The sequence below is a fragment of the Pseudomonas baltica genome (assembly GCF_031880315.1).
Taxonomy (GTDB): Bacteria; Pseudomonadota; Gammaproteobacteria; order Pseudomonadales; family Pseudomonadaceae; genus Aquipseudomonas.
This window is the reverse complement of sequence record NZ_CP134771.1, coordinates 794,802-820,015: the sequence shown is the minus strand read 5'-3', so window position 1 is coordinate 820,015 and position 25,214 is coordinate 794,802. Positions and strand designations below refer to the sequence as shown.

Genomic DNA, 25,214 nt, shown 5'->3' with positions numbered 1-25,214 from the left:
TCTCGGCGTTCGATACAGGGTGTTTATTGAAGCTGAAGACATCCCTGACACCCCCTCGACTTGCTGTCGTGGTCATTGAGAAAGGAACCGCCCCGTGAGCAAACCGCTGGTCAAATGGAAGGTAAACCCTCGGCGCACGGCGGTTATCGTCGTCGATATGCAGAAGGTTTTCTGCGAGCCCGCAGGCGCCTTGTACGTGAAAAACACGGCCCGCATCATCGCGCCGATTCAGGCACTGTTGGCCGCTGCACGGGAGCAAGGGCTGACGGTCATCTATCTGCGCCACATCGTGCGCGGCGATGGTGCCGATACCGGGCGCATGCGCGATCTGTATCCCAATGTCGACGAGATCCTCGCGCGCGGCGATCCGGATGTGGAAGTGATCGACGCCCTCAAGCCGGCCCCTGCGGACATCGTTGTCGACAAGCTCTTCTACAGCGGCTTTCACAACACCGACCTGGACACCATCCTGCGCGCGCGCGACATCGACACCCTGGTGGTGTGCGGCACCGTCACCAACGTCTGTTGCGAAACCACCATTCGCGACGGCGTGCACCGCGAATACAAGATGATCGCCTTGAGCGATGCCAACGCCGCCATGGATTATCCCGACCTGGGTTTCGGCGCGATCAGTGCGGACGAAATTCAGCGCCTCTCGTTGACCACCATCGCTTATGAGTTCGGCGAGGTGACGACTACGGCGGATATCATTGAGCGTTTGCGTGGTTGCTGAGCTTGGGCATGGATGTCGGCACCTTGGCTGAACTGCCGTCTGGGGCTGGAACAGGCATTGCCGACCGCCATGGTCATGGTCTTGCTGGCAGCGCCGTGCCTGCAGGGGGGGGCGGTGCTGGCAGGGCGCAAACGGTACGTGGACCAATAAGTTTCGTAGCCATCGCCTGAAGCGCGTCAATAGCCCGTGCCACGCAACGCCGCGATCACCAGCCGCACGGCCATCGACGAATGCCGGCGCGTCGCGTAGTAGGCATGAGTCCCGGTGAACGTCGGAAACCAGTCTTCCAGTACCCAGCTCAGTCGCCCTGCCTGTACATGGGCTTCGACGAGGGGTTGGGGCAGGTAGGCCAGGCCGAAACCCTGCAACGCCGCATCGAGCATCTGATAGGAATTGTTGAACACCAGTTGGCCGCTGACCTTCACTTCGATGCTTTGCCTGCCCTTGCTCAGTTCCCACGCCATCAGGGCGTCTTTGGTCGGTAGCCTCAAGTTGATGCAGTTGTGCGCCGTCAGATCATGGGGCGATTGCGGTGCCGGGCGTTCACGCAGGTAAGCCGGTGATCCGACGATCGCCATGGTTTCATCCGGCGCGATGCGCACCGCGATCATGTCCTTTTCTACCTGATCGCCCAGACGAATCCCGATATCGAACCGCTCCGCGACGATGTTCGACAAGCCGTAGTCATTGATCAGTTCGATACGCAACTCGGGGTGCTCGCGCAGCAAGCCTTGCAGCCTGGGCCATACATATTGGTTCGCGGAATAGTCGGTGGCGGTAATGCGCACGGTGCCGATCGGTCTTTCGCGCAACTCGGCCACGGCCAGCAACTCGGCTTCGATTTCTTCAAGCTTGGGCGCAACCGAGTCGAGCAGGCGCTGGCCTGCCTCGGTGGTGGAAACGCTGCGGGTGGTGCGGGTAAGCAGATGCATGCCGAGTTGGGTTTCGAGTGCCGTGACTGTCCTGCTCAGCGATGACTGGGAAACGCCCAGCTGTGCGGCGGCCTTGGTGAAGCTGCGCGCACGGGCGACCGTCAGCAAGGCAACGAGGTGGTTCAGATCAGGGATGGGCATTGATGCACCTGTGGATTAGTCTGTGCCGATTTTGCCATCTAGTGCCACAGTCTCCAAGGGACTAAATTGCCTGCAGCGGTATTCGATTGGTCCGGTTCACGTGACCAAACCCTACGCGATAGAGAGCATCCAATGAGCAATCCAGGCCAGACCATCATCCGCAGCGGTACCAAACCCTCGATCAAGGGCCCGGAAAACTGGTTTACCGGTTCCGTACGTATCGACAACGCCTTCCAGCTGGAAGCGCCGGGCCAGGCGACCGGCGCCATTGTGACCTTCGAGCCCGGCGCGCGGACTTTCTGGCATGCACACCCTCAGGGCCAAGTGCTGGTTATCCTGACCGGAGTGGGTTGGACGCAATGCGAAGGCGGCCCGCGCACCGAAATCCGCGCGGGCGACCTGGTGACCTGCGCTTGTGGCAAGCGCCATTGGCATGGCGCGGCGGCGACCACGGCAATGTCGCACTTAGCCGTGACCGAGACCATCGACGGCAAGAACACCGATTGGATGGAGCCAGTGACGGACGAGCAGTACCAGGCAGGCACGCTCGTTACCGAGTGATGCCTTGGGCACTGGACAAGGGTTTTGGTCATCATAATTGATGAAAGGTCGGTAGCGACCACGATGCCGGCAATCACGAGACTGTTCAGCGCCATGTGGAATGCCGAGCACGCACAAACTACCTGGAGGGGTAGTTCATGGGCCCGGAAGATAGAAATAACGGGATGGGGCGTCGGGGAAAGCCGTGTCAAATATTTGTTGAGACAGACACGACTTCAAGTCCCCGGTGAGGAGCTCGGGAACACTCCACTACATAAAGTTTATCGAACATTCGGGGCCACGCCGCATGGCCGCGACCCCGGGGGCGATGGAAAGTTGAAACTATTGGGTGTGATCAATGCGCAAGATTGGGAGAAATTGATTGTACGGTAATGATCGAAAATAAAGTAAAGGCGCTGTTCAGTGGGGCGCGGAGTAGGAACCCGCGGCGCGAGTGGATAGAATGTGGCCTTTGCAGGTCCCAATATCCTCGGCGGTCATTCAGGCAGCCGGTCTTTTGTCAGTCGGCAGGGCCAATGACTTCTGAAACGCACGTCAATCTGACCAACTGTGATCGCGAGCCGATCCAGATCCCCGGCAGTATCCAGTCACACGGTTGCCTGCTCGCTTGCGACGCCTCGGCGAGTATCATCCTGCGCCATTCGGCCAATGCAGCGGACATGCTGGGCCTGCCGAGTGACGTGAATGGTCGGCGCCTGGACGAGTTGCTCGGCGAGGAGGTCGCTCATATCCTGCGCAATTCACTGGCACGCACCAAGGAGGCGTCCCGGCCGGCATTGACGTTCGCGCTAATGCTCGCGTCGGGGCAGGCGTTCGACGTCGCCGCCCATCTGTTCAAAGGCACCGTCGTCATCGAATTCGAGCCGTGCGGCGCCAGCGTCGCCGAGCCGATCGAGCTCGCCCGCACCGTGATCGCCCAGGTTCGCGAGATCGACCATACCGACAAGCTGTTTCGCGATGCGGCGCGGTTCGCCCGGGCCATGCTCGGCTACGACCGGGTGATGATCTACCAGCTCGGGCCGGACGGCGCCGGCAAGGTGATTGCCGAGTCCAAGCGCGGCGATCTCGAAAGCTTTCTGGGGCAGTATTTCCCAGGCTCCGATATCCCCCAGCAGGCGCGTGCGCTGTATCTGCGCAACCCTATTCGGGTCATCTCGGACATCTCGCTCGGCACTACGCCAATCGTGCCCGTACTGGACTTGTCAGGCGAACCACTGGACCTGTCCTACGCTCACCTGCGCAGCGTTTCGCCGGTGCACTGCGAGTACCTGAGCAATATGGGCGTGGGCGCCTCGATGTCGATCTCGATCATCGTCAACGGCGTGCTGTGGGGGCTGATCGCCTGCCACCACTACGGACCACGGGCGCTGACCATGGGCCAGAGGGTGGCCGCCGAGATGTTCGGCGAATTTATCTCGCTGCACATCGAGACCCTGCGCGCCCGGCAGGCGCTGGAGTACGCCGCCCACGCTCGGCAGGTGCTCGACGCCTTGCTGCGCGACGCCAGCCATGCCACGGATATCGAAGAATTCTTGCGTTCGCGGCTGGCGGACTTCAAAGCGCTGATCCCATGCGATGGCATCGGCATGGCGCTGGATGGCCGCTGGAGCGCGGAACAATTGACACCGCCCAAGGGGGCGATGCCGGATTTGCTGCGCTTCGCCGAGGGCGTAGCAGAGGGCCGGACCTGGGCGTCCAATCGCCTGTCGATGGTCCATGTCCCTGCCGCCGACTACGCCGTCGACGTCTCGGGCATGCTGGTCATTCCGATGTCGCAGCACCCCAGGGATTACCTGCTGCTGTTCCGCAAGGAGGTGGTCGAGACCCTCGACTGGGCCGGCGATCCGCACAAGACCTACGAAAGTGGCCCGCTGGGCGAACGCCTGACCCCGCGCAAGAGCTTTGCGATCTGGAAGGAGACGGTGCACCAGCAGTCATTGCCCTGGACCGAGCAGGACCGCCAGTTCGGCGAAGCTATCCGCGCCGCGATCGTCGAGGTGGCGCTGCACAACAGCGAACTGCTGGCCAGCGAACGTGCGAAGGCAGACGTGCGCCAGCGCATGCTCAATGAAGAGCTCAACCATCGGGTCAAGAATATCCTCGCGCTGATCGGTGCGCTGGTGGCCCATCCCACCGCCGAAGGGCAAACGCTCAACGGCTACGTGGCCACCCTGAAGGGGCGCATCCAGGCGCTGTCGCTGGCCCACGATCAAGTCGTGCGGGGCGACGGCGGCGGCGGGCTGTTGGCGTTGCTGGACGCCGAACTGCTGCCTTATCGCGCGCCGTCCAGCACCATAGAGCTGACCGGGCCGAACGTGGTGCTCGATGCCCGTGCCTATTCGGTCATGGCGTTGGTGCTGCACGAATTGGCCACCAACGCCGCGAAGTACGGCGCGTTGTCGCGGGCCGGCGGCAAGCTCTCGATCAAGTGGACAATCGACGCTGGCGGCGCCTGTGACATCGCCTGGCTTGAGAGCGGCGGCCCGACGGTTCGCCCACCGAGCCGAAGCGGCTTCGGCTCGGTGCTGATCGATCGCAGCATCCCCTTCGACCTGGGCGGGACCAGCACGGTCGAGTACCTGCCGGACGGCATGCAGGGGTTCTTCAGGATTCCGGCTCGGCACCTCACGGTGGCTGAACCGCTGGAGGCCGTGAGCTCGGCAGTGGAGATCGCTCAACTGGGCGAGGATTTCAGCGATCTGGCCGATGCCTGCGTGATGATCCTCGAGGACCAGTTGGTCATCGCGGTCGGGCTCGAGCAGATTCTGGCCGGTGCGGGCGTCGACGATGTGCTCACCACCAGCTCCGAGGCCGAGACCACCAGGGTGCTCGCTCAGCGCAGGCCCGATGTCGCGGTGCTGGATGTCAATCTGGGCACGGGGACCTCGATTGCCGTGGCCGAAGAACTGGCACGGCGCAACATCCCGTTCCTGTTCGCCACCGGCTACGGCGACAGCATCAGCATCCCCAGTCACTTGAAGCACGCTCCGGTGGTGCGCAAACCCTACGACGCGGCTTCGATCCTCTCGCACCTGCAACAGTTGATCCGACCTGCGTCCTGACGTTGCCGAACGTGGCGCCGCAGGCTGGGCCGGCGCGCTGCAAGCGTGCCGGGCACAGCCTCGCCGGATCAGCCCCGGTTGCGCGGGCGCACGAACACTTCCAGCGTGCTGTTGCCTATCGCTGAATGCCAGCGGTTTCGTCCGCTGTTCTTTGCCAGGTACATGAAGGCATCGGCGGCCTTGATAAGGCCACCCGCGGTGACATCGTCGGAGGTCGGCAAACAGGTGCCAATGCCTGCACTGACTGTGACGAAACCGAGCGGGTGGTCGCGGTGTTCGATGTTCAATTCGCGGATCGCGTCGAGGATTTCTTCGGCCAGCCGGTTGGCGCCCTCGCTGCTGGTATTAGGCAGCAGCACGCAGAATTCCTCGCCGCCGTAGCGCACCGCCAGGTCAGCGGGCCTTTTGAGTGTTCGCCCAATGGCGCCGGCGATGCTGCGCAAGCAATCGTCACCCGCCGCATGCCCATACATGTCGTTGAAGCGCTTGAAGTAATCGACGTCGAGCATGATCAGCGCGACGGCCGCGCCTTCGCGTCTGGCGCGGCTGATTTCCTGGCTCAAGACCATGTCCAGTTTGCGCCGGTTGCCCAGGCCGGTCAGGCTGTCCGTCAGGGCCATTTCCCGCATCGCCAGGTGGGCGCGGCGCAGGTCGTCTTCCGCGCTGATGCGCTTGCGCAGCTGTTTGATCAGAATCAGCCCAAACACCAGCAGCCCGGCGATCAACACCAGTGAATACATGCTGGTCTTGATCACATCCTGGCGCCACGGCCCGATGATGGAGTCGCGCGACAGGCCCGCTTCGGCCACAAGGGGATAACTGGACAGGGCCCTGTAGCCGTAAAGCCGCTCGGTACCATCGACAATGGCCTTGGTTTCCACCGTCCCGGTGTCGGAGGTCGGCAGGTAGCGCTTGAAGACGTCGCCCTCGGCCAGGCTTTTCTCGGTGACGCCATTGACGAACGGGCGCCTGACCAATATTCGGCCGCTGCGCAAGGCAAGCACCAGCGTGCCTTTGTCATCGATCTTGAAGTCGCCGTAGTAGTCGACGAAATAACGGACCTTGAGGGTGCCCAGCAGTACCCCTGCAAACGAGCCGTCGGGATTGTCCAGGCGCCGCGAGACAGGGATGATCAGCTCGCCCGTGGAGCGGCTGGTGATGACCTCGCCGATGCGCACGCGTCTATCGGTGTGAGTACGGTGATAGATGAAATAGTCTCGGTCGGCGTTGTTGACGCCGGGGGGGGTGGCCGTTTTGTCGGTCACTATCCATTGGCCATTCGGGCCGTACACGAACAGGCCGTCGAGCTGAGGCATGATCCTGGCTTGCTGAACCAGCAGCCCGTGGATACGCACGACATCCAGATTCGCCAGGCCGTCACCCTCGATACGCTCACCCAGTGCATCGGTAAGGGCATCGACCTGGCGGATGGCGTCCTCAGCATGCTGGGCGGTGGCCCGTACCAGGTTGGTCACCGAATCGTTGGCCGAGGCGAAGGCCTGTTGGTAGTCCCGCCAGGCGCGCCAGCCTTCAATGCCGACGAACATGCAGATGACCAGCGCGATAAACCACACGGTCGGCCGAATGATCGCCGTGGAGCTGCCCGCAGGCGCATCGGCGTCTTGGGGGTCCGGGGGGAGCCTTTCAGGTGGCTCGGCAGGGTTGCGTCCTGGCATGCAGATTCTCCTCGGCAGCGATTTGCTGCCATACCACCTGAGAGTCTAATTCGCCGCCATCGTTGCAGCCAAGTGCTGGCGAGGCTGCATTGCACAGCCTTGCGCTCTTGGGAACGGGCTCTGCCCGCGAACAGTCGTTCACTTTCGTTGCCTGCCCAGGGGCATGTTCAAAAGGGCTCGATGCGCCTGTTCGAGTCTGTCGACCAGGCGTGTGCCCAGATTCCTCCAGGCCAGTAAGGTGACCATGGCCCAGGTGCTGGCGATGGCGACCAGCAACCCACCGATGATATCGAACGGAAAGTGCACGCCCAGATACACCCGCGACCAGCCCACAGCTACGCCCAGTGCCGCGACCACCGCCCCCAGCCGACGCCGGCCGGCAGCACACAGTGCCAGGCCGAAGGCAAAGAAGATCGTCGCGTGGTCGCTGGGGAACGAGGTTTCAGCCTTGTGGGATATCCAGCTATGCCCCAGCGGGACCATGAATGGCCGCGGATGCATGAACGACAGCCCGATGAGCAGATTGCCCAGCAAGGCCAGCAGTACGCACAGCACTGCGGTCACAGCGGCTGTGCGCGCACCCCGCAACCAAAGCAAGACCAGTAGCAGGGGTAACAGGATGATTGCCTGCTGCGCCAGCACTTTCGCCAGGCAGAGGACGGCGAAGGAGGGGTGATCCCCGGCATTGAACATTAGATACAGTGAGCGATTGAGTGCTTCCATCTTGTCCCCGATGACTACGACGCTGGCCCTCTAACGTGGGGCCGTGTGGCGAGTGTGCTGGGGACCAAGTCAAAACCAGGTCAAAGCGGGGCTTGGCGTGCACAGATATTCAGCCGGCGACGATGAAGCTTTATTTAACCGGCCGGCGTCCGTTTCCTGCCGCGCTCGTTGCCGCCGCGCACAGCCGTGCGCGGCAAATTGCCCCGATCTTGCATTGGCGGGTTGTATATCGTCTGCAAGCGTTACACTATTCCCAAGTATTACAAAATATTCCAAGGCCAGCCCGCATGTACGGGCTGGCCGTTGTTCGTGCTGGCGGCGCTGTTCCCGGCCACCCACGAGCCCCCGTGATTTATGCTTGAGGCTGACATGCAGACACTATCGATCAACGGCCAGGACCAGGTCGTGGATGTCCCCGAGGACATGCCGCTGCTCTGGGTACTGCGCGACGTGCTGGGTTTGACCGGTACCAAATATGGCTGCGGTATCGCGCAGTGCGGTGTCTGCACGGTGCATCTGGATGGCAAGGCGGTGCGCTCGTGCGTGCTGCCGGTCAGCAACGCGGTCGGGCACCAGATCACCACCATCGAAGCCATCGACCAGACGCCGGTCGGCCAGGCCGTGCAGAGCGCCTGGCTGGCGCACGAAGTGGTGCAATGTGGCTACTGCCAGTCGGGTCAGATCATGGCTGCGGTGGCCTTGCTGCAGACTCATCCCGACGCGGACGATCAGCAGATCGTCAACGGCATGTCCGGCAACATGTGCCGATGCGCCACCTACACGCGCATCCGCGCGGCGATCAAAAGCGTCAGCAAAGCCTGAGGATTACCCATGTCGACAGTCAACAAGACGCCTGACGGTGTGTCCCGTCGTGGCGTGCTCAAAGGTGGCACGAGCGCTTTCGCCGGCCTGCTGATCTCTGCCTGGTTGCCGCCGCTGGTGCCCCGCAGCGCGGCCGCCGATGCGGTGGCCGCCGGCCGTGGTGCGGCGGATGCCGGGGGCGGTTTTGGCGCCTTTGTGCGGGTCGGCCACGATGGCCACGTCACCGTGATTTCACCCAAGATCGAGATGGGTCAAGGTGTGCAGACGGGCATCGCGATGATGGTCGCCGAAGAGCTGGAAGTCGGTATGGATCAGGTCAGCATCGAGGAAGCACCGCCCAGCGCGCTGTATATCGATTCGCTGCTGCAGTTCCAGGCCACGGGTGGTTCGTCCTCGACCCGCTTTACCTGGGAGCCCCTGCGCAAGGCCGGTGCCAGCGCGCGGACAGTGCTGATCCAGGCCGCCGCGATTCGCTGGAACGTCGCGCCCAGCCAGTGCCATGCCGAACGTGGCGTGGTCTTCGGCCCTGCCGGGCAGACCGCCGACTATGGTTCGCTGGTCGACGCGGCCGCTGCGCTGCCGCTGCCAACCGAAGTGGCACTCAAACGCATCGAAGATTTCAAGCTGCTCGGCAAGCCGACACCGCGCCTCGATACCCCGGACAAGGTTAACGGCAAGGCGCGCTTTACCATCGATCTGCAGATCCCCGGCATGCTGGTTGCCTCGTCGCTGACCTGCCCGGTCTACGGCGGCACCTTGCGCAGCGTCGACGAAGGCGCGGCGCGGCAAGTGCCGGGCGTGCGCGATGTCATCAAACTGGCCAATGCCGTGGCGGTCACGGCCAGCAACTTCTGGGCCTGCCAGCAGGGCCTCAAGGCCCTGCGCATCGAGTGGGACCTGGGCGAACACGCCACCGGCGACTCGCTGCAATTGGACAAAGCACTGCTGGCGGCCAGCTCCGGCGACGGCGTGGTGGCCAAGCACGAAGGCGACATCGCTGCGGCGCTGGGCAACGCCAAGAGCCAATTCGAAGCGGTCTACGAGCAGCCGTTCCTGTCCCATTCGCCGCTCGAACCGATGACCTGCGTCGCCCATGTGCGCAGCGATGCCTGCGAGCTGTGGGTCGGCACCCAGGCGCCGATGTTCGCCCAGGCCGGAGCCGCCAAGATCAGCGGCCTAAAGGCCGAGCAGGTGATCATTCACAACCAGCTCATCGGTGGCGCTTTCGGTCGGCGGCTGGAGTCGGACTTCATCTTCCAGGCCGTCGATATCGCCCGCCAGGTGGACTACCCGATCAAGCTGATCTGGAGCCGTGAAGAGGACATGACCCACGACCGCTACCGGCCGCACTACGTCGACCGCCTCAATGCCGCGCTCGACGACACTCTGCGACCGGTCGGCTGGGATCATCGGATCGCCGGTGCCTCGGTGATCGCGCAATTCATCGGCAAACTGCCGGACAACGGCATCGATGCCGATGCGGTAGAAACGTCCATCGAGCCGATTTACGCCCTCAAGCACTTGCAAGTGCGCTACGTACGCGAAGAGCCCAAGGTCATCCCGGTTTCCTGGTGGCGCGGCGTTGGCCCGTTGCGGGCGACCTATGCGCTGGAAAGCTTTATCGACGAACTGGCGCACAACGCCAATGCCGATCCCGTCGCTTACCGTATGGATTTGCTGCAGGCCCAGCCGCGCGCCCAGGCGGTGCTCAAACTGGCGGCCGAGAAAGTCGGCTGGGACCAACCGTTGCTCGTCGGTACCGGCCGTGGCGTCTCGGTGGCCAACGTGTTCGGCAGTTACATCGCTACCGTGGTCGAGCTGCAAATGCACGGCGAGCGTGGCCTGCGCATCAATCGACTGGTATCGGTGATCGACTGCGGTTTCGTCACCAACCCGACCTCGGTGCACTCGCAGATCGAAGGCGGCACCTTGTTCGGCCTGTCGGCGGCGCTGTTCAACGAAGTGCTCATCGAAAAAGGCCAGGTCATGCAAAACAACTTCCATCAATACCGGCAGATCCGCATGAGTGATGCGCCGCCAGTGGAGGTACATGTGATCAACAGCCTCGAAACCCCCGGTGGCGTCGGCGAAACCGGCGCGGTACCGATCGCGGCCGCGCTGGTCAACGCCCTGCACGCCGCCTCGCACGCGCGGGTGCGACGCTTGCCCTTGAGCCGTTCCGGCTACTTCACCGTACAAGGAGCGATGGCATGAAGGCCTACCAGATCGCCCTGGCACTATTCGGCGCCAGCCTGTGGCACGCCGCCCAGGCCGATGACAGCACCCCCATGAGCAACGGCGAGTACCTGACCCGCGCCGCCGATTGCGTCGCCTGCCACACCACGGCAGGCGGCAAGCCCTTCGCCGGTGGCCTGGCGTTCAAGCTGCCGTTCGGCACGCTGTACTCGCCCAACATCACCGCCGACCCGGACACCGGTATCGGCAAGTGGAGCGACGATGATTTCGTCAGCGCCGTGCAGCGGGGCGTGGGCAAGGACGGCAAGCACTACTACCCGGCTTTCCCGTACACCTCCTACAGCAAGATGCCGCGCGACGAGATTCTGGCCATCAAGGGCTATCTGTTCAGCCTGACGCCGGTCAAACAGGCGCCGAAGGAAAACGATATTTCGTTCCCCTTCAATCAGCGCTGGGGCATGTGGTTCTGGAACACCGTGTTCCTCGACAACAAACCCTTCGTCGCCGACCCACAGCAGTCCGCCCAGTGGAACCGTGGTGCCTACCTGGTCGAAGGGCCGGGGCACTGTGGCGAGTGTCACTCGCCGCGCAACTTCGCCCAGGCGGTCAAACAGAGCGAGTCGCTGGCCGGTACCCTGCTGGGCAACTGGCGCGCCTACAACATCAGCTCCGATGCCCAGTACGGCATCGGCGCCTGGCCGCAGGAAACCCTGGTCAAGTACTTCGCCACCGGCCAGGCACCTGGCTTCGGCATGGCGGGTGGGCCGATGAGCGACGTGATCGAGCACAGCCTGCGCTACCTCACCCCTGAAGATCAGCTGGCGATGGCGGTGTACCTCAAAAGTACCCCGGCGCGCGCCACCGGTGTGCCCCGGCCCAGCCTTGAAGTGCGCGAGCCGGCGCCCGTGGCGGGGGATGGCCTGGGCTTGAAGGTGTTCAACGATGCTTGTGCGGCATGTCACCGGGCAGACGGGCAAGGGAACAATAGCCCGATCGCGACACTCTCAGGACTCAAAACCGTCAACGACCCCGAGGGTACCAACCTGATCGGGGTGCTGCTGGGCGGTCACAATGATGCGGTGCGCAGTGATCAACGCATGCCGGATTTCGCCAAGGGCTACAGCAACGAGGAGCTGGCTGCGGTCAGTACCTACTTGCTCAGCCGCTTCGGCCAGTCGGGTGCGCGTATCACACCGCAAGACGTTGCCAAAAGCCGAGCGCTGGGGCTGCACTGAGTGCGGTCAGGCTAGGGCCTGATGTTGACTTGAGGGTTTGGGGTAATGAAACAGCTTGATCTTCAAGTGATTCAGCAGGCCAGAGCATGGATAGCCGAGGGGCGTCCGATCTGGCTCTGCACCGTCATCACCACCTTCGGCTCGGCGCCGCGCGGGCCGGGTGCGATGTTGGTGTGCCTGGGCAGCGGCGAGCATTGCGGCTCGTTGTCGGGCGGCTGTGTCGAAGATGATTTTCTCGAGCGCGTGGGTGAGGGGTTCTTCCCGCCCGTCAGCCAGGTGGTGCGCTACGGGGAGGGTGGCTTGGCACCCACGCGGGCATTGCCGTGCGGTGGCGTGCTGGATGTGCTCGTCGAGTATCTGGCGCCGAGCGCCGAATCAGAAGCCCATCTGCACGCCATCGAAAGTGCGTTTGCCGGCTCGTCATTGATCGTCCGTCGGGTGTTGCTGGGTACCGAACAGCGCAGCATCACGCCTGGGAGCATGGCGGCGGCCAAGGTCGAAGTGGATACCGAGCAGGTCGCGATACGCATTGGCGCGGTACAGCGGCTATTGCTCGCCGGGCTGTCGCCGGTCGCCCAATTCTGTGCCAGCTTCGCGCTGTCGCTGGGTTACGAAGTGATCGTCTGCGACCCCCGCAAGGAGGTCACCAGCGCGTTCTCGTTGCCGGGCGTCGAGGTGCTGGAGGTGTTGCCGGCGGTATACATCGCCAACGGTGGTTGCCACGCATCCACCGCGGTCGTGGCCCTGACCCACGATCCGCGCCTCGACGACCTCACGCTGCTCGAGGCGGTGCGCACGCCGGCGTTCTACATCGGCGCGATGGGCTCGCAACGCACCAGCAGCAAGCGCTTCGAACGCCTGGCGCGTATTGGCGGGCTCGATGAGGCGACCTTGCAACGTATTCATGCGCCCATCGGCTTGCGGCTGGGCAGCAAGACGCCGGCAGAGATCGCCCTGGCGGTGATGGCCGACATCCTGCGGGTGTCGAACGGCATAGCGCGTGATGCGTTGTAAATTCGCGGCAGGGCGCGGCTATCCCGTCGCCTGCCGCTGCGCAACGTGTCCTATTTGTCGGTGCGCGCCTCGATGGTCTTGCGATGCTCTGCCAGGAAGGGCTGCTCGGCTTTATCAAAGCGATCTATCCCGGCAGTGAAGCGGTGCCAATACGGATAAAGCGGCTGGCGACGTGTCACGGATTCGATGCGGCTGGTCTGCGCTTCAGTCAGCTGCAGATCGACCGCCGCCAGATTGTCGCGCAGGTGCTCTTCGGTCCTTGCGCCGACGATGAGCGAGGTGATGCCGGGTCGATCCTTCAGCCAGGCGAGGCATACCCGCGCGACCGAAACACCGTGCTCCTCGCCAACACTTGCCAGCGTTTCGATGATGTCGAGCGCGCGCTCCTGATCATGCACGTAGGGCTCGGGCCAGTCGCTGCCCTGGCGGGTGTTGGCGGGTGGCTTGTGGCCGCGGCGCGTCGATCCGGTCAGCAGTCCTTCGCCCATTGGCCCCCACACCAGTGTCCCCACGGATTGATCCAGCGCCAAGGGCAGTAGCTCGTATTCGGCCTCGCGCGATTCAGGGGTGTAGTAGATCTGCTGAGTGATGGGTTTGAGCAGGCCGTTGAGCTCGGCCTTGCCGAGGGTTTTCATCATTTGCCAAGCCGTGAAGTTGCTGGTTCCGAAATAACGAATCTTGCCCGAGTTGACCAGATGGGTGAGCGCCTCGAGGGTTTCTTCAATGGGGGTGACGCCGTCCCAGTTGTGCAGTTGGTACAGGTCCAGGTGATCGGTGCGCAAACGCTTGAGGCTCGCCTCGCAGGCGCGGATCAAGTGATAGCGCGACGAGCCGGAGTTGTTAGGGTTGTCGTCCACCGGGCTGCGGCCTTTGGACGCCAGTAGCACATCTTGGCGTTTTTCACCCAGCGCCTGACCGACCACTTCCTCGGCCAGCCCATGGGAATACAGGTCGGCGGTGTCGACCATGTTGACGCCGGCGTCGAAGGCGATATCGAACATCCGCTTGGCGGTGCTCACATCGACGGCGCCACATTTTGCGAACTCCGCGCGTCCACCAAACGGGACGGTGCCGAGGATTATCTGCGAAACCATCAGCCCTGAATGACCAAGTTGTCGATACTGCATGTTGCCTCCCGGATAACGTTGAACGTTCTTTTCTGAGGGGCGGTATGGTGAGAAGTTTTAACGGATTAAAGAATTTTCATGGAACGGCAGGCGGCAGGTCCAGTCACTTTGATACGCGCTTGCTGAAGCGATTCACTTGATCAAGGAGACGCCCTATGACGTATTCACCCGATAGCCAGACCATCCCTGCACAGAGCCAGGATCGTGCCCCCGGTTCCGAAAAGGCCCTGCAGCCAGCCGCTGTGCACATCCGCCCCGACTACCGGGGATCGGGCAAGCTCAAAGGCAAGCGCACGCTGATTACCGGTGGCGACAGTGGCATCGGGCGCGCCGCCGCCCTGCACTTTGCTCGCGAGGGCGCCGACGTCGCCATCCTGCATTTGCCCATCGAACAGGATGACGCCAACGACACCCTGCGCCTGATCGAGGCAGAAGGGGTGCGAGCGTTATCCATTGCCGGTGATATCGCTGATCGCGCCGTCTGCGATCAAGCGATCGCGACCGTGGTGGCGACCTTTGGCGGCATCGATGTACTGGTAAACAACGCCGCGCACATGCGTGGTGAAGAGGAGTTCACCGATACCACCGACGAATCCTGGCTGCGCCACTTCGAGGTCAATGTGCATGGCGCCTTCTACCTGACCCGCGCCGCCCTCGGCCATATGGGCAAGGGCAGCTCGATCATCCAGACCACCAGCGTCAACGCCTTCGCGGGAGCGCCCGTCGTCACCGCCTATACCGCCACCAAGGCGGCGCTCGCAGGCTTTACCCGCGCCTTGGCGCTGCAGGTCGCGAACAAAGGCATACGGGTAAATGAAGTCGCGCCGGGGCCGATCTGGACGCCCATCCAACCGCAAGGCTGGCCCGCCGAACAGGTCCCGCATATGGGTGACGATACGCCGATGGGACGCATGGGCCATCCCGCTGAGCTCGGCGCGGCCTATGTCTATCTGGCCAGCGAAGACGCGTCCTACGTGACCGGCCAGACCTTGCATGTGAACGGTGGGATGATCGTCAATGGCTGACGGTGGCGCGGTATCCCAAAACGGTGGCGAGCGCTGGCGGTCCGGCACTCGCCACCGGCGCTGGCTCGAAAACCAGGGCCAACGGTTGCTCGATTTCTCCAAACACAGCCGCGTCGCTGGCGGTTTCGCCGCGTTGGACACCGACGGTGAGCTGCCACATGACGCTCAGGCGCAGGTGATCATCACCGCACGCATGACTCATGCTTACGCCTTGGCCGCCATGCAAGGCCTGCCCGGTTCGACCCCGCTGGCAGACCACGGTGTGCAGGCCTTGGCCGGCTCGCTCAAGGACCCTCGGCACGGCGGCTGGGACGATGGCTCGGGCCGCAAGATGGCCTATGCCCACGCGTTCGTGGGGTTGGCGGCGGCGACGGCGAGCATCGCCGAACGTCCGGGTGCTCGGCAGCTGCTTGCCGATATCACTCAGGTCATCGAAGCGCGCTTCTGGTCGGAGGACGAAGGCGTGATGCGCGACAGCTTCTCGCTGGATTGGTCGCAAGAAGAGGACTACCGCGGCGCCAACGCCAATATGCACAGCGTCGAGGCCTTTATGGCGATCGCGGATGCGACCGGCATGCCAGTTTGGCGCAGCCGTGCATTGAGGATTTGCGAGCGGTTCATTCATGCCATAGCTTCCAAGCATGACTTTTGTGTGGTGGAGCACTTTGATCGTCAGTGGAACATCCTCAGCGATTACAACCACGACAAGCCCGATCATGATCTGCGTCCATTTGGCATGACGCCTGGCCATTTTGTGGAATGGTCCCTTCTGCTGCTCAAACTGGAAGCCGCGCTATTGCGCAACTCGGTGCCTGCTCCCAGTTGGCTGCTGCCTGCTGCCATGGGGCTGTTCAGGGCCGGCACCACTTATGGCTGGGCTGTGGACGGCGGCCCGGGGCTGGTTTACACCATCGGCTGGGCGCACGAGCCGCACATGCGCCATCGAGTCCACTGGGCCCACGCCGAAGCCATCACTGCTGCCGCCGCGTTGCTCGATCGTACCGGTGAACCGGAATATGAGGGCTGGTATCGCACCTTCTGGGACTACCTCGACTTGCATATGATCGACCGCGCAGGCGGCTCCTGGCACAACGAACTCGACGAACACAACAGGCCAAAGGAGCAGATCTATCAGGGCAAGGCGGATCTGTATCACGCTTATCAGTCGACGTTGACGCCGCTGTTGCCGCTCAGTCCGTGTATCGGCCTGGCGATACACCAAGGGGCATTGGCGCCCTAGCCGACCGCAGCAAAGACGGGTCGTGTGAACTGTGCGGGGTGCATTCGGCCTCTTGATCGAGGCCGAGTCCCAGCGCCGTCGACCAAGCTTCAGCCGGTCGAAACCCTTGAGCCGATAAAACGCGACCGACACCAGCCAACTGAACACGAAAATGCCGATGATCAGATAGCCCAGCATGCCGAAGTGGTCGTTCTTGTTGCCAACGAAGTCCCAGAGCGGCCCGTCAAGCGGCAGCTTTGCTGCAATAATTCATACCGCTGGGGTTTACCCGCGCGATGCGCAAAAGCGACGATTCTTGGGTGAAACATTCAGCGGCTGTGTACATCTACGGGCTGTGCCGAGGCGTTCATTACCCAGGGGAGTAGGGGGCGTCTTCAGTAGATTGCTCGCCACTACGCCTGCGTGAACAAGGTCACCGAAGCTCGCAGTTTGCTGCCGCCGAACAGGCTCATGCGTTGAAACTCTTCGTGGCTCACCGGCAAGTACTGGCAGTCCATTGCCTCACGATGGCGGCTATGGTCGATGTCGGGGTCATGGAGGTAGATGAAGTCCTCATCGCAACCGGTCACCAACACCCAGTGTGGCGCCTTGGTGCGCGTCAGCCGGTAATTGCTGATCAACACCAGAGGCTGACCGCCATCAGCCAGAAGGCCGTGTATGTCGAGTTGGCTGCTGCGCACCTGGTGCACGGCGCTCTCTTGCAATTGGCTGCAAAATTCCTGGTGGACCAGACGCATGACTTCTTTTTTTTCCTCGCTGCGCACGCCGCTGAGGAACAAAGGACCGTCGATGCTGACTTGCAAGCGCACTTTGAAACCCCGCCGCCAGGCTGCTAACGCCAGACCCTGGGGGCTGCAACCGCCGTGGCCCGATGTCATGAATACCGTCGTGGCTTCGCGCCAAAGTTGGACTTCTTCACGTCGAGCCAGCGGGCGACCCCGTGCCAATGCGGCCATGGCCATCAGCAAGCATGCCGGGCCACAGGTGAACTCGGTGGTCTGTTGGTAATAGGGCACCTGCCGGACTTTGCCCTCCGGCCGCTGAATGATGCGTTTCTCGAATCGGAGGGCTTCGCTATGGTCCTCGTAGTAGTCGCTGACCACTGCAAACGGGCGATACCCGGTCTTCTCGTAAAGCCTGATAGCGACGGCGTTATCGGCGCGAACCTCGAGTCGCACATAGGCGCAGTCATGCGCTCGGGCGTTATTTTCCGCCTGCTCGAGCAGGCGCATGCCTAGCCCCTGGCCGCGGCCGAGCGGGGATATCGCAATAGAATAAAGCCTGGCCAGTGAGGTCCCGCGGTGGAACAGCAGCAGGGCATAGCCCATCAAGTGTCCTTGCGCCTCGGCAACGATCAGGCTGGCGTTGGCGCGGCTCAACATCCACTGAAAACTGCGTGGTGTCATGCGGTCAAGTGTAAAGCACTGTTCTTCCAGCGCGAGCAGTGCTGGAAGATCCTGGGACGTAGCGGTACGGAATATAAAGTTCATGTTGGGCGCCGTAAAACTTTCGTAAAGAAACGAGACTTTTTCAAAGGTTCGTGATTAATAGTAATGCACGTGTTCCTCATCAGGTCAAAGAGAAATGACATCGGCACAAGTTGGTTGGCGCGAAGTATCGAGTAAAACTGAAAGTTCGGCAAGTGCGGCAAAAGTGGCGATCGAAACTGAGCGCAAAGGGCAGAGTCAGCTGATCATTATCGTTGAGCGCAGGGAGGATTGGGCTAAGTATTTTCCCAGCGAAGACTTGGTGACCGCCAAGGAATATCTCGAGCGGCCCTGTAATAAACAGCCTGGCAAACGCGTGCAGGTCATTAACTTGTGCAGAAGCTTCAAATACTTGGGTCATGGTTACTACTGCTCGCTGCTGGCCGAGGCGCGTGGTCATAAAGTTATTCCTTCGGTAAAAAGCATTAGCGAACTGGCGCGTAAGTCGTTATATGGTCTGGCGCTTGACGATATGGAAAAAAACATCGAGAAAGTGCTAGGTGAACACGCCTATCGGGGTACCGAGGGATTTACACTCAGCCTTTATTTCGGCCGCACCGACATGGAGCCATTGCAGGATATTGCACGCCAGCTGTTTGAAGCGTTTCCATGCCCGATAATGCTGGTCGAATTTCGAAAATCTACTACCTGGCAGATTGCTGGCATCAAGCCTGGCGCCCTGCACAAGCTTCGGGAAGACCAGGCCGGCCAGTTCGCTACCGCGCTGGATGGCTTCAGCCGACGACTGTGGCGTCAGCCTCGCTCCAAACGCCTGGCGCGCTATGACCTGGCGATTTTGCATAACCCCAACGAAGCCTTGGCGCCATCTAACGCCAAGGCACTGGAAAACTTCATCCGTGTTGGCCAAGGGATGGGGATTGATATCGAGTTGATCGAGCGTAAAGATTATTCACGCTTGGCGGAATATGACGCTTTGCTGATTCGCGAAACTACCAGCGTCGATGATCATACGTATCGATTTGCCAAAAAGGCAGAAAGTGAAGGGCTGGTCGTCATGGATGACCCGACCTCGATCTTGCGATGTACCAACAAGGTGTACCTCACCGACTTGATGCGCAGCCACCAGTTAGCGATGCCGGCCAGTGAAATTCTTTACAAGGATAATCCTCGGGAAGTGCAGCAGGTAGGACAGCGACTGGGTTTTCCCCTGGTATTGAAGATTCCCGACGGCTGTTTTTCTCGCGGGGTAATTAAAGTGCAGAACCAGGAGGCGCTGCTCAAGGCAACGGCAGAGTTGTTCGAGCACTCCGTGCTGCTGCTCGCTCAGGAGTATCTTTACACGGAGTATGACTGGCGAATCGGCGTATTGAACCGCAAGCCTATATTTGCTTGCCAATACTTCATGTCCAAGGGGCACTGGCAAATTTTCAATCACAAGGCAAAAGGCGCTGATGTCATCGGTGAATGCCGAACCTTGGCCATCGAAGATGTGCCCGCGACGGTCGTGGATCTTGCGGTTAAAACAGCCGGCTTGATCGGCGATGGGCTTTATGGGGTGGACCTCAAACAGGCCGGCGACAATGTCGTGGTCATCGAGGTCAACGACAATCCCAACCTTGACGCCGGTATCGAGGACGCCCATTTGAAGGATGGTCTGTATACCGTGGTGCTGGAGGAGTTCGTTCGGCGCCTGGAGCTGAAGCGACGCGGTATGACTTGGTAGTGAACGTCAGCAAGGTCCGGGAAAATCATGATCAATAGTTATCGCCTCACCCCGCGAGGCTTGCAGCCTGTCGACGACATCAACGGTGAAGTGCTGCTGTTCATCGATCCTGATTCCGAGGAATGCGAGCAACTGAAAAAACGATTTCACATCGACGAACATGGCTTGGCTTCGGCGCTCGATCCCGATGAAGTCTCGCGGATCGAGTTCCACCCCGACAGCCTCTTTCTGATATGGAAACGTCCGCAAAATTACTCGGGCGGTGACAGCTTCTCGTTCGAGGTCTCTTCCTTTGGCCTGTTGCTAAGTGATGACCGCCTGGTACTGATTGCCCCGGACGATTCGCAGATGCACGGGCTGGGCGAGCGCCATCCCTTACTGACACCGCTGGACGTCTTGCTGGATATGCTGTTTGGCAACGTGCATCACTATCTGGGGCACCTCAAGGTGATAAAGATGGTCGCGCGGGAGCTGCAGCAGCGTTTCAACAGCTCGATGCAAAACCACCACCTGGTGCAGATGTTCAATCTCAGCGAAAGCCTGATCTACTACGTCAACGCGATCCACAGCAATGGCACGGTTCTCTCAAGACTGCGCAACCACGCCGAGAAAAATCACTACGGCGCCCAGGTCATCGCACTGATCGACGACCTCATCATTGAAAACACCCAGTGCTACAAACAAGCCGAGATCTACTCGACGGTCTTCGCGGGCCTGATGGATGCTCGGGGTAATCTGGCGAATAACACCATGAATGACATGCTGCGCAAGCTCACCTTGATCACGGTGGTATTCCTGCCACTGAACCTGATCGCCAGCGTAGGGGGCATGTCCGAGTTCAGCATGATGACCGCCGCTATCCCGTGGTGGGTTGCCTACCCGTTGCTGCTGCTGGCGATGCTTGCGATGGGCGCGGCAATGGTCTGGTTCTTGACCCGCATGGCGCGGTGCGCGCGGTAGTCAGCCCGTCGATAGCGCTGCGGCCATGTGCGTTTGCCGGCAAAAAATTACACATTCTTTATGCATTCGCAGCCACTGCCATCTAGAGACTTTACGGGCATCACCGGGAAAATCTCCATCACGCGGCCTACACCGTACCTTGGAGATTCTGGTAATGAACGTTCTGGATGGGATTTCACTCATGCTCGCCATAGGGCTGTTTGCCTACCTTCTCGTCGCGCTGCTGCTCGCGGACAAGGGGTAAGCCATGCACAGCTATGACTATGGTTTGATCATCGCGTTCTTGTTGTTGGTGCTGGTGCCCGCGCCGTTTCTGGGGCGTTTCTATTACAGGGTGATGGAGGGCCAGCGGACGTTCCTGACGCCGGTACTGTCGCCCATAGAGCGCGCTTGCTATCGGTTGTCCGGGGTCGACGCCAAGGCTGACCAAAGCTGGCAGCACTACACCTTGGCGCTGCTGGTATTCAACCTGGCCGGCTTCGTGCTGCTATGGTTGATGCTGATGTTTCAGGGCGCTCTGCCACTCAACGACCAGCACTTTCCCGGCATGGAATGGACGCTGGCATTCAACACCGCCATCAGTTTCATGACCAATACCAACTGGCAGTCGTACAGCGGTGAGGCTTCGCTGTCGTACCTGAGCCAGATGGTCGGCTTGACCGTGCAGAACTTCGTCAGCGCGGCCACCGGTATCGCCGTGCTCGTCGCGTTGTGCCGCGGTATTGGTCGTCGCTCGGCCAACTCGATCGGCAACTTCTGGGTCGACATGACCCGTGCCACCCTCTACGGCCTGCTGCCGCTGTGCCTGATCCTCGCGCTGTTTCTGGTATGGCAGGGCGTACCGCAGACCTTCGCTCATTATGTAGGTGGCCTGACCTTGCAGGGCGCCGACCAGGTCATTCCTCTCGGGCCGGCGGCCAGCCAGATCGCCATCAAGCAGTTGGGCACCAACGGTGGCGGCTTCTTCGGCGTCAACTCGGCGCATCCGTTCGAGAACCCCACGGCCCTGAGCAACCTGTTCGAACTGGTGTCGATCATTCTGATTCCGGCCGCGCTGGTGTTCACCTTTGGCCACTACGTGAAGGATCTGCGTCAGAGCCGGGCGATCATGGCCTGCATGTTGACGTTGTTCCTGATCGGTGGCGCGGTTTCGCTGTACGCCGAGTATCAACCCAACCCGACTCTCAATCTGCCGATGGTCGAGCAGACGGCGCCGCTCGAAGGCAAGGAAAGCCGCTTCGGCACCACCGCTAGCGTGCTGTGGTCAGTGACCACTACGGCGGCCTCCAACGGCTCGGTCAACGCCATGCATGACAGCCTCAATCCACTCAGCGGCATGGTGGCCATGGTCAACATGATGCTCGGCGAAGTGGTGTTCGGCGGCGTCGGTGCGGGGCTCTATGGCATGTTGCTGAACGTGCTCATCGCGGTCTTCCTGGCCGGCTTGATGATCGGTCGCACTCCCGAATACCTGGGCAAGAAGCTGCAGGCCCGGGAAGTCAAATTGCTGGTGGCGACATTGCTGGTGATGCCGGTCGCCGTGCTGGTACTGGGCGCCATCGCCTCGGCGCTGCCCGGTCCTGCCGGGGCGGTCAGTAACCCTGGGCCGCATGGTTTCAGCCAATTGCTGTACGCCTACACCTCGGCAGGCGCCAACAATGGCTCGGCGTTCGGTGGCTTCAGTGCCAACACACCGTTCCACAACCTGATGCTGTCGCTGGCGATGTTGATCGGGCGCTTTGGTTACATCCTGCCGGTACTGGCCTTGGCGGGCAGCCTTGCCATGAAGAAGACGGCGCCGGTCAACGGCAATACCTTTCCCACCCATGGCCCGCTGTTCGTGGCGCTGTTGACCGTGACCATCCTGCTGGTGGGCGGCTTGACGTTCTTGCCGACGCTGGCCCTGGGGCCGATCGCTGAACAACTGAGTATGGGTTTCTGAGGCCTGGACGATCATGACTATTCCTGTTGCTACACCCGCTGTTCAACAACCGGTCAAGACGACGATGTCGGCCCTGTGGCGTCCCGCCCTGGTGCAGGCATTCGTGAAGCTGAACCCCCGCGAACTCAAGCGCTCGCCCGTGATGCTCGTAGTCGAATTGACAGCGATCCTGACAACGGCGCTGTGTGCGATACCGGACCCGACAGTACCGACATTCATCGCGGTGCAAATCGCCGTCTGGTTGTGGTTCACCGTATTGTTCGCCAACTTTGCCGAGGCCCTCGCCGAAGGCCGCGGCAAGGCCCGTGCGGACAGCCTCAAGGCCGGCAGCCAAGGGCTTGAAGCACGCCGGCGCACGTCCGGTGATATCTACGAAACGGTGCCGGCCGGCAGTCTGCGCAAAGGTGACGTGGTGCGCGTTCAGGCCGGGCAGATGATCCCCGGCGATGGCGAAGTGATCCAAGGCATTGCCGCGGTCAACGAAGCAGCCATCACCGGCGAATCCGCACCGGTCATTCGTGAGTCCGGCGGTGATCGCTCTGCGGTCACCGGCAATACGCAGGTGGTGTCGGACTGGTTGATTGTCAGAATCACCGCTGATCCGGGCGAGTCCACTCTGGATCGTATGATCGCTCTGGTGGAAGGCGCCAAACGGCAGAAGACCCCCAACGAGGTCGCGCTGGACATACTGCTGATTGGTCTGACGCTGATCTTCCTGCTGGTCGTCGTCACCCTGCAACCCTTTGCGCACTTCTCTGGCGGTAGCCTGCCGCTGGTGTTCCTGGTGGCCTTGCTGGTGACGCTGATCCCCACCACCATTGGCGGTTTGCTTTCGGCGATCGGTATCGCCGGCATGGATCGTCTGGTGCGCCTGAACGTGATCGCCAAGTCCGGCCGTGCGGTAGAGGCCGCCGGTGACGTGCACGTGCTGCTGCTCGACAAGACCGGCACCATCACCTTCGGTAACCGCCGTTGCAGCGCGCTGTATGCCGCCCCCGGTGTAACGGCACTGGAACTGGCCGAGGGCGCGCTGCTGGCATCGCTCGCCGATGAAACGGCAGAGGGCAAATCGATCGTCGAGTTCCTGCGCACGCTGCACAAGATCAACGAGCCGGCCACCTCGCAGCTGCTCCCGGTCGCCTTCAGTGCCGAAACCCGCTTGTCGGGCGTCGACTATGGCGCTCATGTCTACCGCAAAGGCGCCGTGGATTCGTTGCTCAAGTTCGTCGACATGCAGCGCCTGGACTTGCCCGCCGTATTGGCGCGCGAGATCGACAAGATCGCGCAAAGCGGCGGTACGCCACTGCTGGTGTGCCGTGACAAGCGCCTGCTGGGTGCCATCCACCTCAAGGACGTGGTCAAGCCCGGTATCCGTGAGCGTTTCGAAGAGCTGCGTCAGTTGGGTATTCGCACCGTGATGGTGACCGGCGACAACCCGTTGACCGCCGCAGCGATCGCCGCTGAAGCCGGCGTCGACGATGTGATCGCCGAAGCCACACCGGAGAAGAAACTCGCCCGCATCCGCCAGGAGCAGGAAGACGGGCGCTTGGTGGCCATGTGTGGCGACGGCGCCAACGACGCGCCGGCGCTGGCCCAGGCCGACGTCGGCATGGCCATGAACGACGGTACCCAGGCGGCACGTGAAGCGGCCAACATGGTCGACCTCGACAGCGACCCCACCAAGCTGCTGGACGTAGTACGTATCGGCAAGGAACTGCTGGTGACCCGCGGCGCGCTGACGACCTTTTCGATCGCGAACGACGTGGCCAAGTACTTCGCCATCCTGCCGGCGCTGTTCGCCGCGATCTATCCGCAGCTGGGCGTGCTCAACGTCATGGGCCTGACCAGCCCGCAGAGCGCGATTCTCTCGGCCATCGTGTTCAACGCCTTGATCATCGTGGTGTTGATTCCTCTGGCCCTGCGTGGCGTACGTGTCAAGGCCGCCAGCGCGGCCCACCTGTTGCGCCGCAACCTGCTGATCTACGGCGTCGGCGGCCTGATCGTGCCCTTTGTCGGCATCAAGGCCATCGACGTACTGCTGACCGCGTTGCACTTGGTATGAACCTGACTGGAGCTTCGAACATGAGCAATTTAATTCGTCCGGCGGTTAGCCTGGTCGTCCTGATGACCCTGATCACTGGCGTGGCCTATCCCCTGGTCGTCACGGGTATCGCTCAGGTGGCCTTCGCCGATCAGGCCAACGGCAGCCTGGTACGCGACGGCGCTGGCAAAGTACGCGGCTCGTCCTTGATCGCCCAGGATTTCAGCGGCGACGAGTGGTTCCATCCGCGCCCCTCGGCGGGGGCCTTCGCCACCGTCGCCAGCGGTGCCAGCAACCTGGCACCGAGCAATCCGGCGCTGGCGACGCGCGTCAAGGACGATGCCGCCAAACTGTATGTGGACGGGCAGGGGCCGGTGCCCCTGGCCCTGTTGACGACCTCGGGCAGCGGCCTCGATCCTCATCTATCGCCCGCTGCCGCGGCGTATCAAGTGGCAAGGGTAGCGGCGGCCCGTCAAGTCTCCGAGCAGTCCCTGCGAGACCTGATCGCGGCGCATACCGAGACTTCGCTGGTAGGCCCGCCGGTGGTCAACGTGCTAGCGTTGAATGCCACACTGGTACAGATGCCCACAGCCTCCCGATGATAGCGAGCAAT

General features: G+C 61.7%; 20 protein-coding genes. 15 read left to right on the top strand and 5 right to left on the bottom strand.

Translation table 11 applies throughout. The features are described from left to right. Window positions 1-94 precede the first annotated feature (94 nt). On the top strand, window positions 95-733 hold the full coding sequence (locus REH34_RS03605) for an isochorismatase family cysteine hydrolase (protein WP_311970793.1): 639 nt from the start codon (window positions 95-97) through the stop codon (window positions 731-733). Between the two features lie 176 nt (window positions 734-909). Here the strand turns inward: REH34_RS03605 and REH34_RS03600 are convergent, their stop codons facing one another. Then, window positions 910-1,806, bottom strand: a complete 897-nt coding sequence (locus tag REH34_RS03600; protein ID WP_311970792.1) for a LysR family transcriptional regulator — start codon at window positions 1,804-1,806, stop codon at window positions 910-912. Between the two features lie 132 nt (window positions 1,807-1,938). Here REH34_RS03600 and REH34_RS03595 point away from each other — a divergent pair, with 132 nt between their 5' ends. Together REH34_RS03595 and REH34_RS03590 are read left to right on the top strand one after the other, a co-directional pair. Next, window positions 1,939-2,367, top strand: coding sequence for a cupin domain-containing protein (locus REH34_RS03595; RefSeq protein ID WP_226504871.1), 429 nt, complete (start codon window positions 1,939-1,941; stop codon window positions 2,365-2,367). A gap of 515 nt (window positions 2,368-2,882) precedes the next feature. Then, the gene (locus tag REH34_RS03590; RefSeq protein WP_311970791.1) at window positions 2,883-5,429 is read left to right on the top strand and encodes an HWE histidine kinase domain-containing protein; all 2,547 of its coding nucleotides are present in this window, start codon (window positions 2,883-2,885) and stop codon (window positions 5,427-5,429) included. 68 nt (window positions 5,430-5,497) lie between these two features. Here REH34_RS03590 and REH34_RS03585 read toward each other — a convergent pair whose 3' ends face one another. Then, window positions 5,498-7,105, bottom strand: a complete 1,608-nt coding sequence (locus tag REH34_RS03585) for a sensor domain-containing diguanylate cyclase (protein ID WP_226504868.1) — start codon at window positions 7,103-7,105, stop codon at window positions 5,498-5,500. A gap of 138 nt (window positions 7,106-7,243) precedes the next feature. Next, window positions 7,244-7,828 (bottom strand): phosphatase PAP2 family protein, encoded by a 585-nt coding sequence (locus REH34_RS03580; RefSeq protein WP_311970790.1) that lies wholly within the window; start codon window positions 7,826-7,828, stop codon window positions 7,244-7,246. A gap of 369 nt (window positions 7,829-8,197) precedes the next feature. Between REH34_RS03580 and REH34_RS03575 the strand changes: the two genes are divergently transcribed. From REH34_RS03575 to REH34_RS03560, 4 genes are read left to right on the top strand one after another with little or no spacing between them, the layout of a single operon-like run. After that, window positions 8,198-8,650, top strand: a complete 453-nt coding sequence (locus tag REH34_RS03575; RefSeq protein ID WP_226504866.1) for a (2Fe-2S)-binding protein — start codon at window positions 8,198-8,200, stop codon at window positions 8,648-8,650. Between the two features lie 9 nt (window positions 8,651-8,659). Further along, window positions 8,660-10,864, top strand: coding sequence for a molybdopterin cofactor-binding domain-containing protein (locus REH34_RS03570; RefSeq protein WP_311970789.1), 2,205 nt, complete (start codon window positions 8,660-8,662; stop codon window positions 10,862-10,864). Then, window positions 10,861-12,081 carry a c-type cytochrome gene (locus tag REH34_RS03565; protein ID WP_311970788.1) on the top strand — a complete coding sequence of 407 codons (1,221 nt, stop codon included), beginning with the start codon at window positions 10,861-10,863 and terminating at the stop codon, window positions 12,079-12,081. Before REH34_RS03570 ends, REH34_RS03565 begins: the two co-directional genes overlap by 4 nt. Window positions 12,082-12,126: 45 nt before the next feature. Continuing rightward, entirely contained in the window at window positions 12,127-13,095 is a 969-nt protein-coding gene (locus tag REH34_RS03560; protein ID WP_311970787.1) for an XdhC family protein, read from the top strand. 50 nt (window positions 13,096-13,145) lie between these two features. On the opposite strand, the gene REH34_RS03555 is transcribed toward REH34_RS03560, so the two are convergent. After that, window positions 13,146-14,222, bottom strand: coding sequence for an aldo/keto reductase (locus REH34_RS03555; RefSeq protein ID WP_311970786.1), 1,077 nt, complete (start codon window positions 14,220-14,222; stop codon window positions 13,146-13,148). A gap of 155 nt (window positions 14,223-14,377) precedes the next feature. Between REH34_RS03555 and REH34_RS03550 the strand changes: the two genes are divergently transcribed. Then, window positions 14,378-15,247, top strand: coding sequence for an SDR family oxidoreductase (locus REH34_RS03550; protein ID WP_311970785.1), 870 nt, complete (start codon window positions 14,378-14,380; stop codon window positions 15,245-15,247). After that, entirely contained in the window at window positions 15,240-16,487 is a 1,248-nt protein-coding gene (locus REH34_RS03545) for an AGE family epimerase/isomerase (protein ID WP_311970784.1), read from the top strand. Before REH34_RS03550 ends, REH34_RS03545 begins: the two co-directional genes overlap by 8 nt. Before the next feature lie 392 nt (window positions 16,488-16,879). Here the strand turns inward: REH34_RS03545 and rimI are convergent, their stop codons facing one another. After that, window positions 16,880-17,977 carry a ribosomal protein S18-alanine N-acetyltransferase gene (rimI, locus tag REH34_RS03540; RefSeq protein WP_311970783.1) on the bottom strand — a complete coding sequence of 366 codons (1,098 nt, stop codon included), beginning with the start codon at window positions 17,975-17,977 and terminating at the stop codon, window positions 16,880-16,882. A gap of 94 nt (window positions 17,978-18,071) precedes the next feature. On the opposite strand from rimI, the gene REH34_RS03535 reads away from it, so the two are divergent. The 6 genes from REH34_RS03535 to kdpC all read left to right on the top strand — a co-directional run bounded on the left by REH34_RS03535 (window position 18,072) and on the right by kdpC (window position 25,203). Then, a complete protein-coding gene (locus REH34_RS03535; protein WP_311970782.1) occupies window positions 18,072-19,658 on the top strand; it encodes a RimK family protein in 1,587 nt (528 codons plus the stop codon). A 27-nt stretch (window positions 19,659-19,685) separates the two neighbouring features. Beyond that, the gene (locus REH34_RS03530) at window positions 19,686-20,618 is read left to right on the top strand and encodes a magnesium transporter CorA family protein (RefSeq protein ID WP_311970781.1); all 933 of its coding nucleotides are present in this window, start codon (window positions 19,686-19,688) and stop codon (window positions 20,616-20,618) included. Window positions 20,619-20,772: 154 nt separating this feature from the next. Then, a complete protein-coding gene (gene kdpF / locus REH34_RS03525) occupies window positions 20,773-20,862 on the top strand; it encodes a K(+)-transporting ATPase subunit F (protein ID WP_226504855.1) in 90 nt (29 codons plus the stop codon). 3 nt (window positions 20,863-20,865) lie between these two features. Further along, complete coding sequence (gene kdpA / locus REH34_RS03520; protein ID WP_311970780.1) at window positions 20,866-22,560, top strand: potassium-transporting ATPase subunit KdpA; 1,695 nt, start codon at window positions 20,866-20,868, stop codon at window positions 22,558-22,560. Between the two features lie 13 nt (window positions 22,561-22,573). Then, the gene (gene kdpB / locus REH34_RS03515) at window positions 22,574-24,622 is read left to right on the top strand and encodes a potassium-transporting ATPase subunit KdpB (protein ID WP_311970779.1); all 2,049 of its coding nucleotides are present in this window, start codon (window positions 22,574-22,576) and stop codon (window positions 24,620-24,622) included. Between the two features lie 20 nt (window positions 24,623-24,642). Beyond that, window positions 24,643-25,203 (top strand): potassium-transporting ATPase subunit KdpC, encoded by a 561-nt coding sequence (gene kdpC / locus REH34_RS03510; RefSeq protein WP_226504852.1) that lies wholly within the window; start codon window positions 24,643-24,645, stop codon window positions 25,201-25,203. Window positions 25,204-25,214 lie beyond the last annotated feature (11 nt).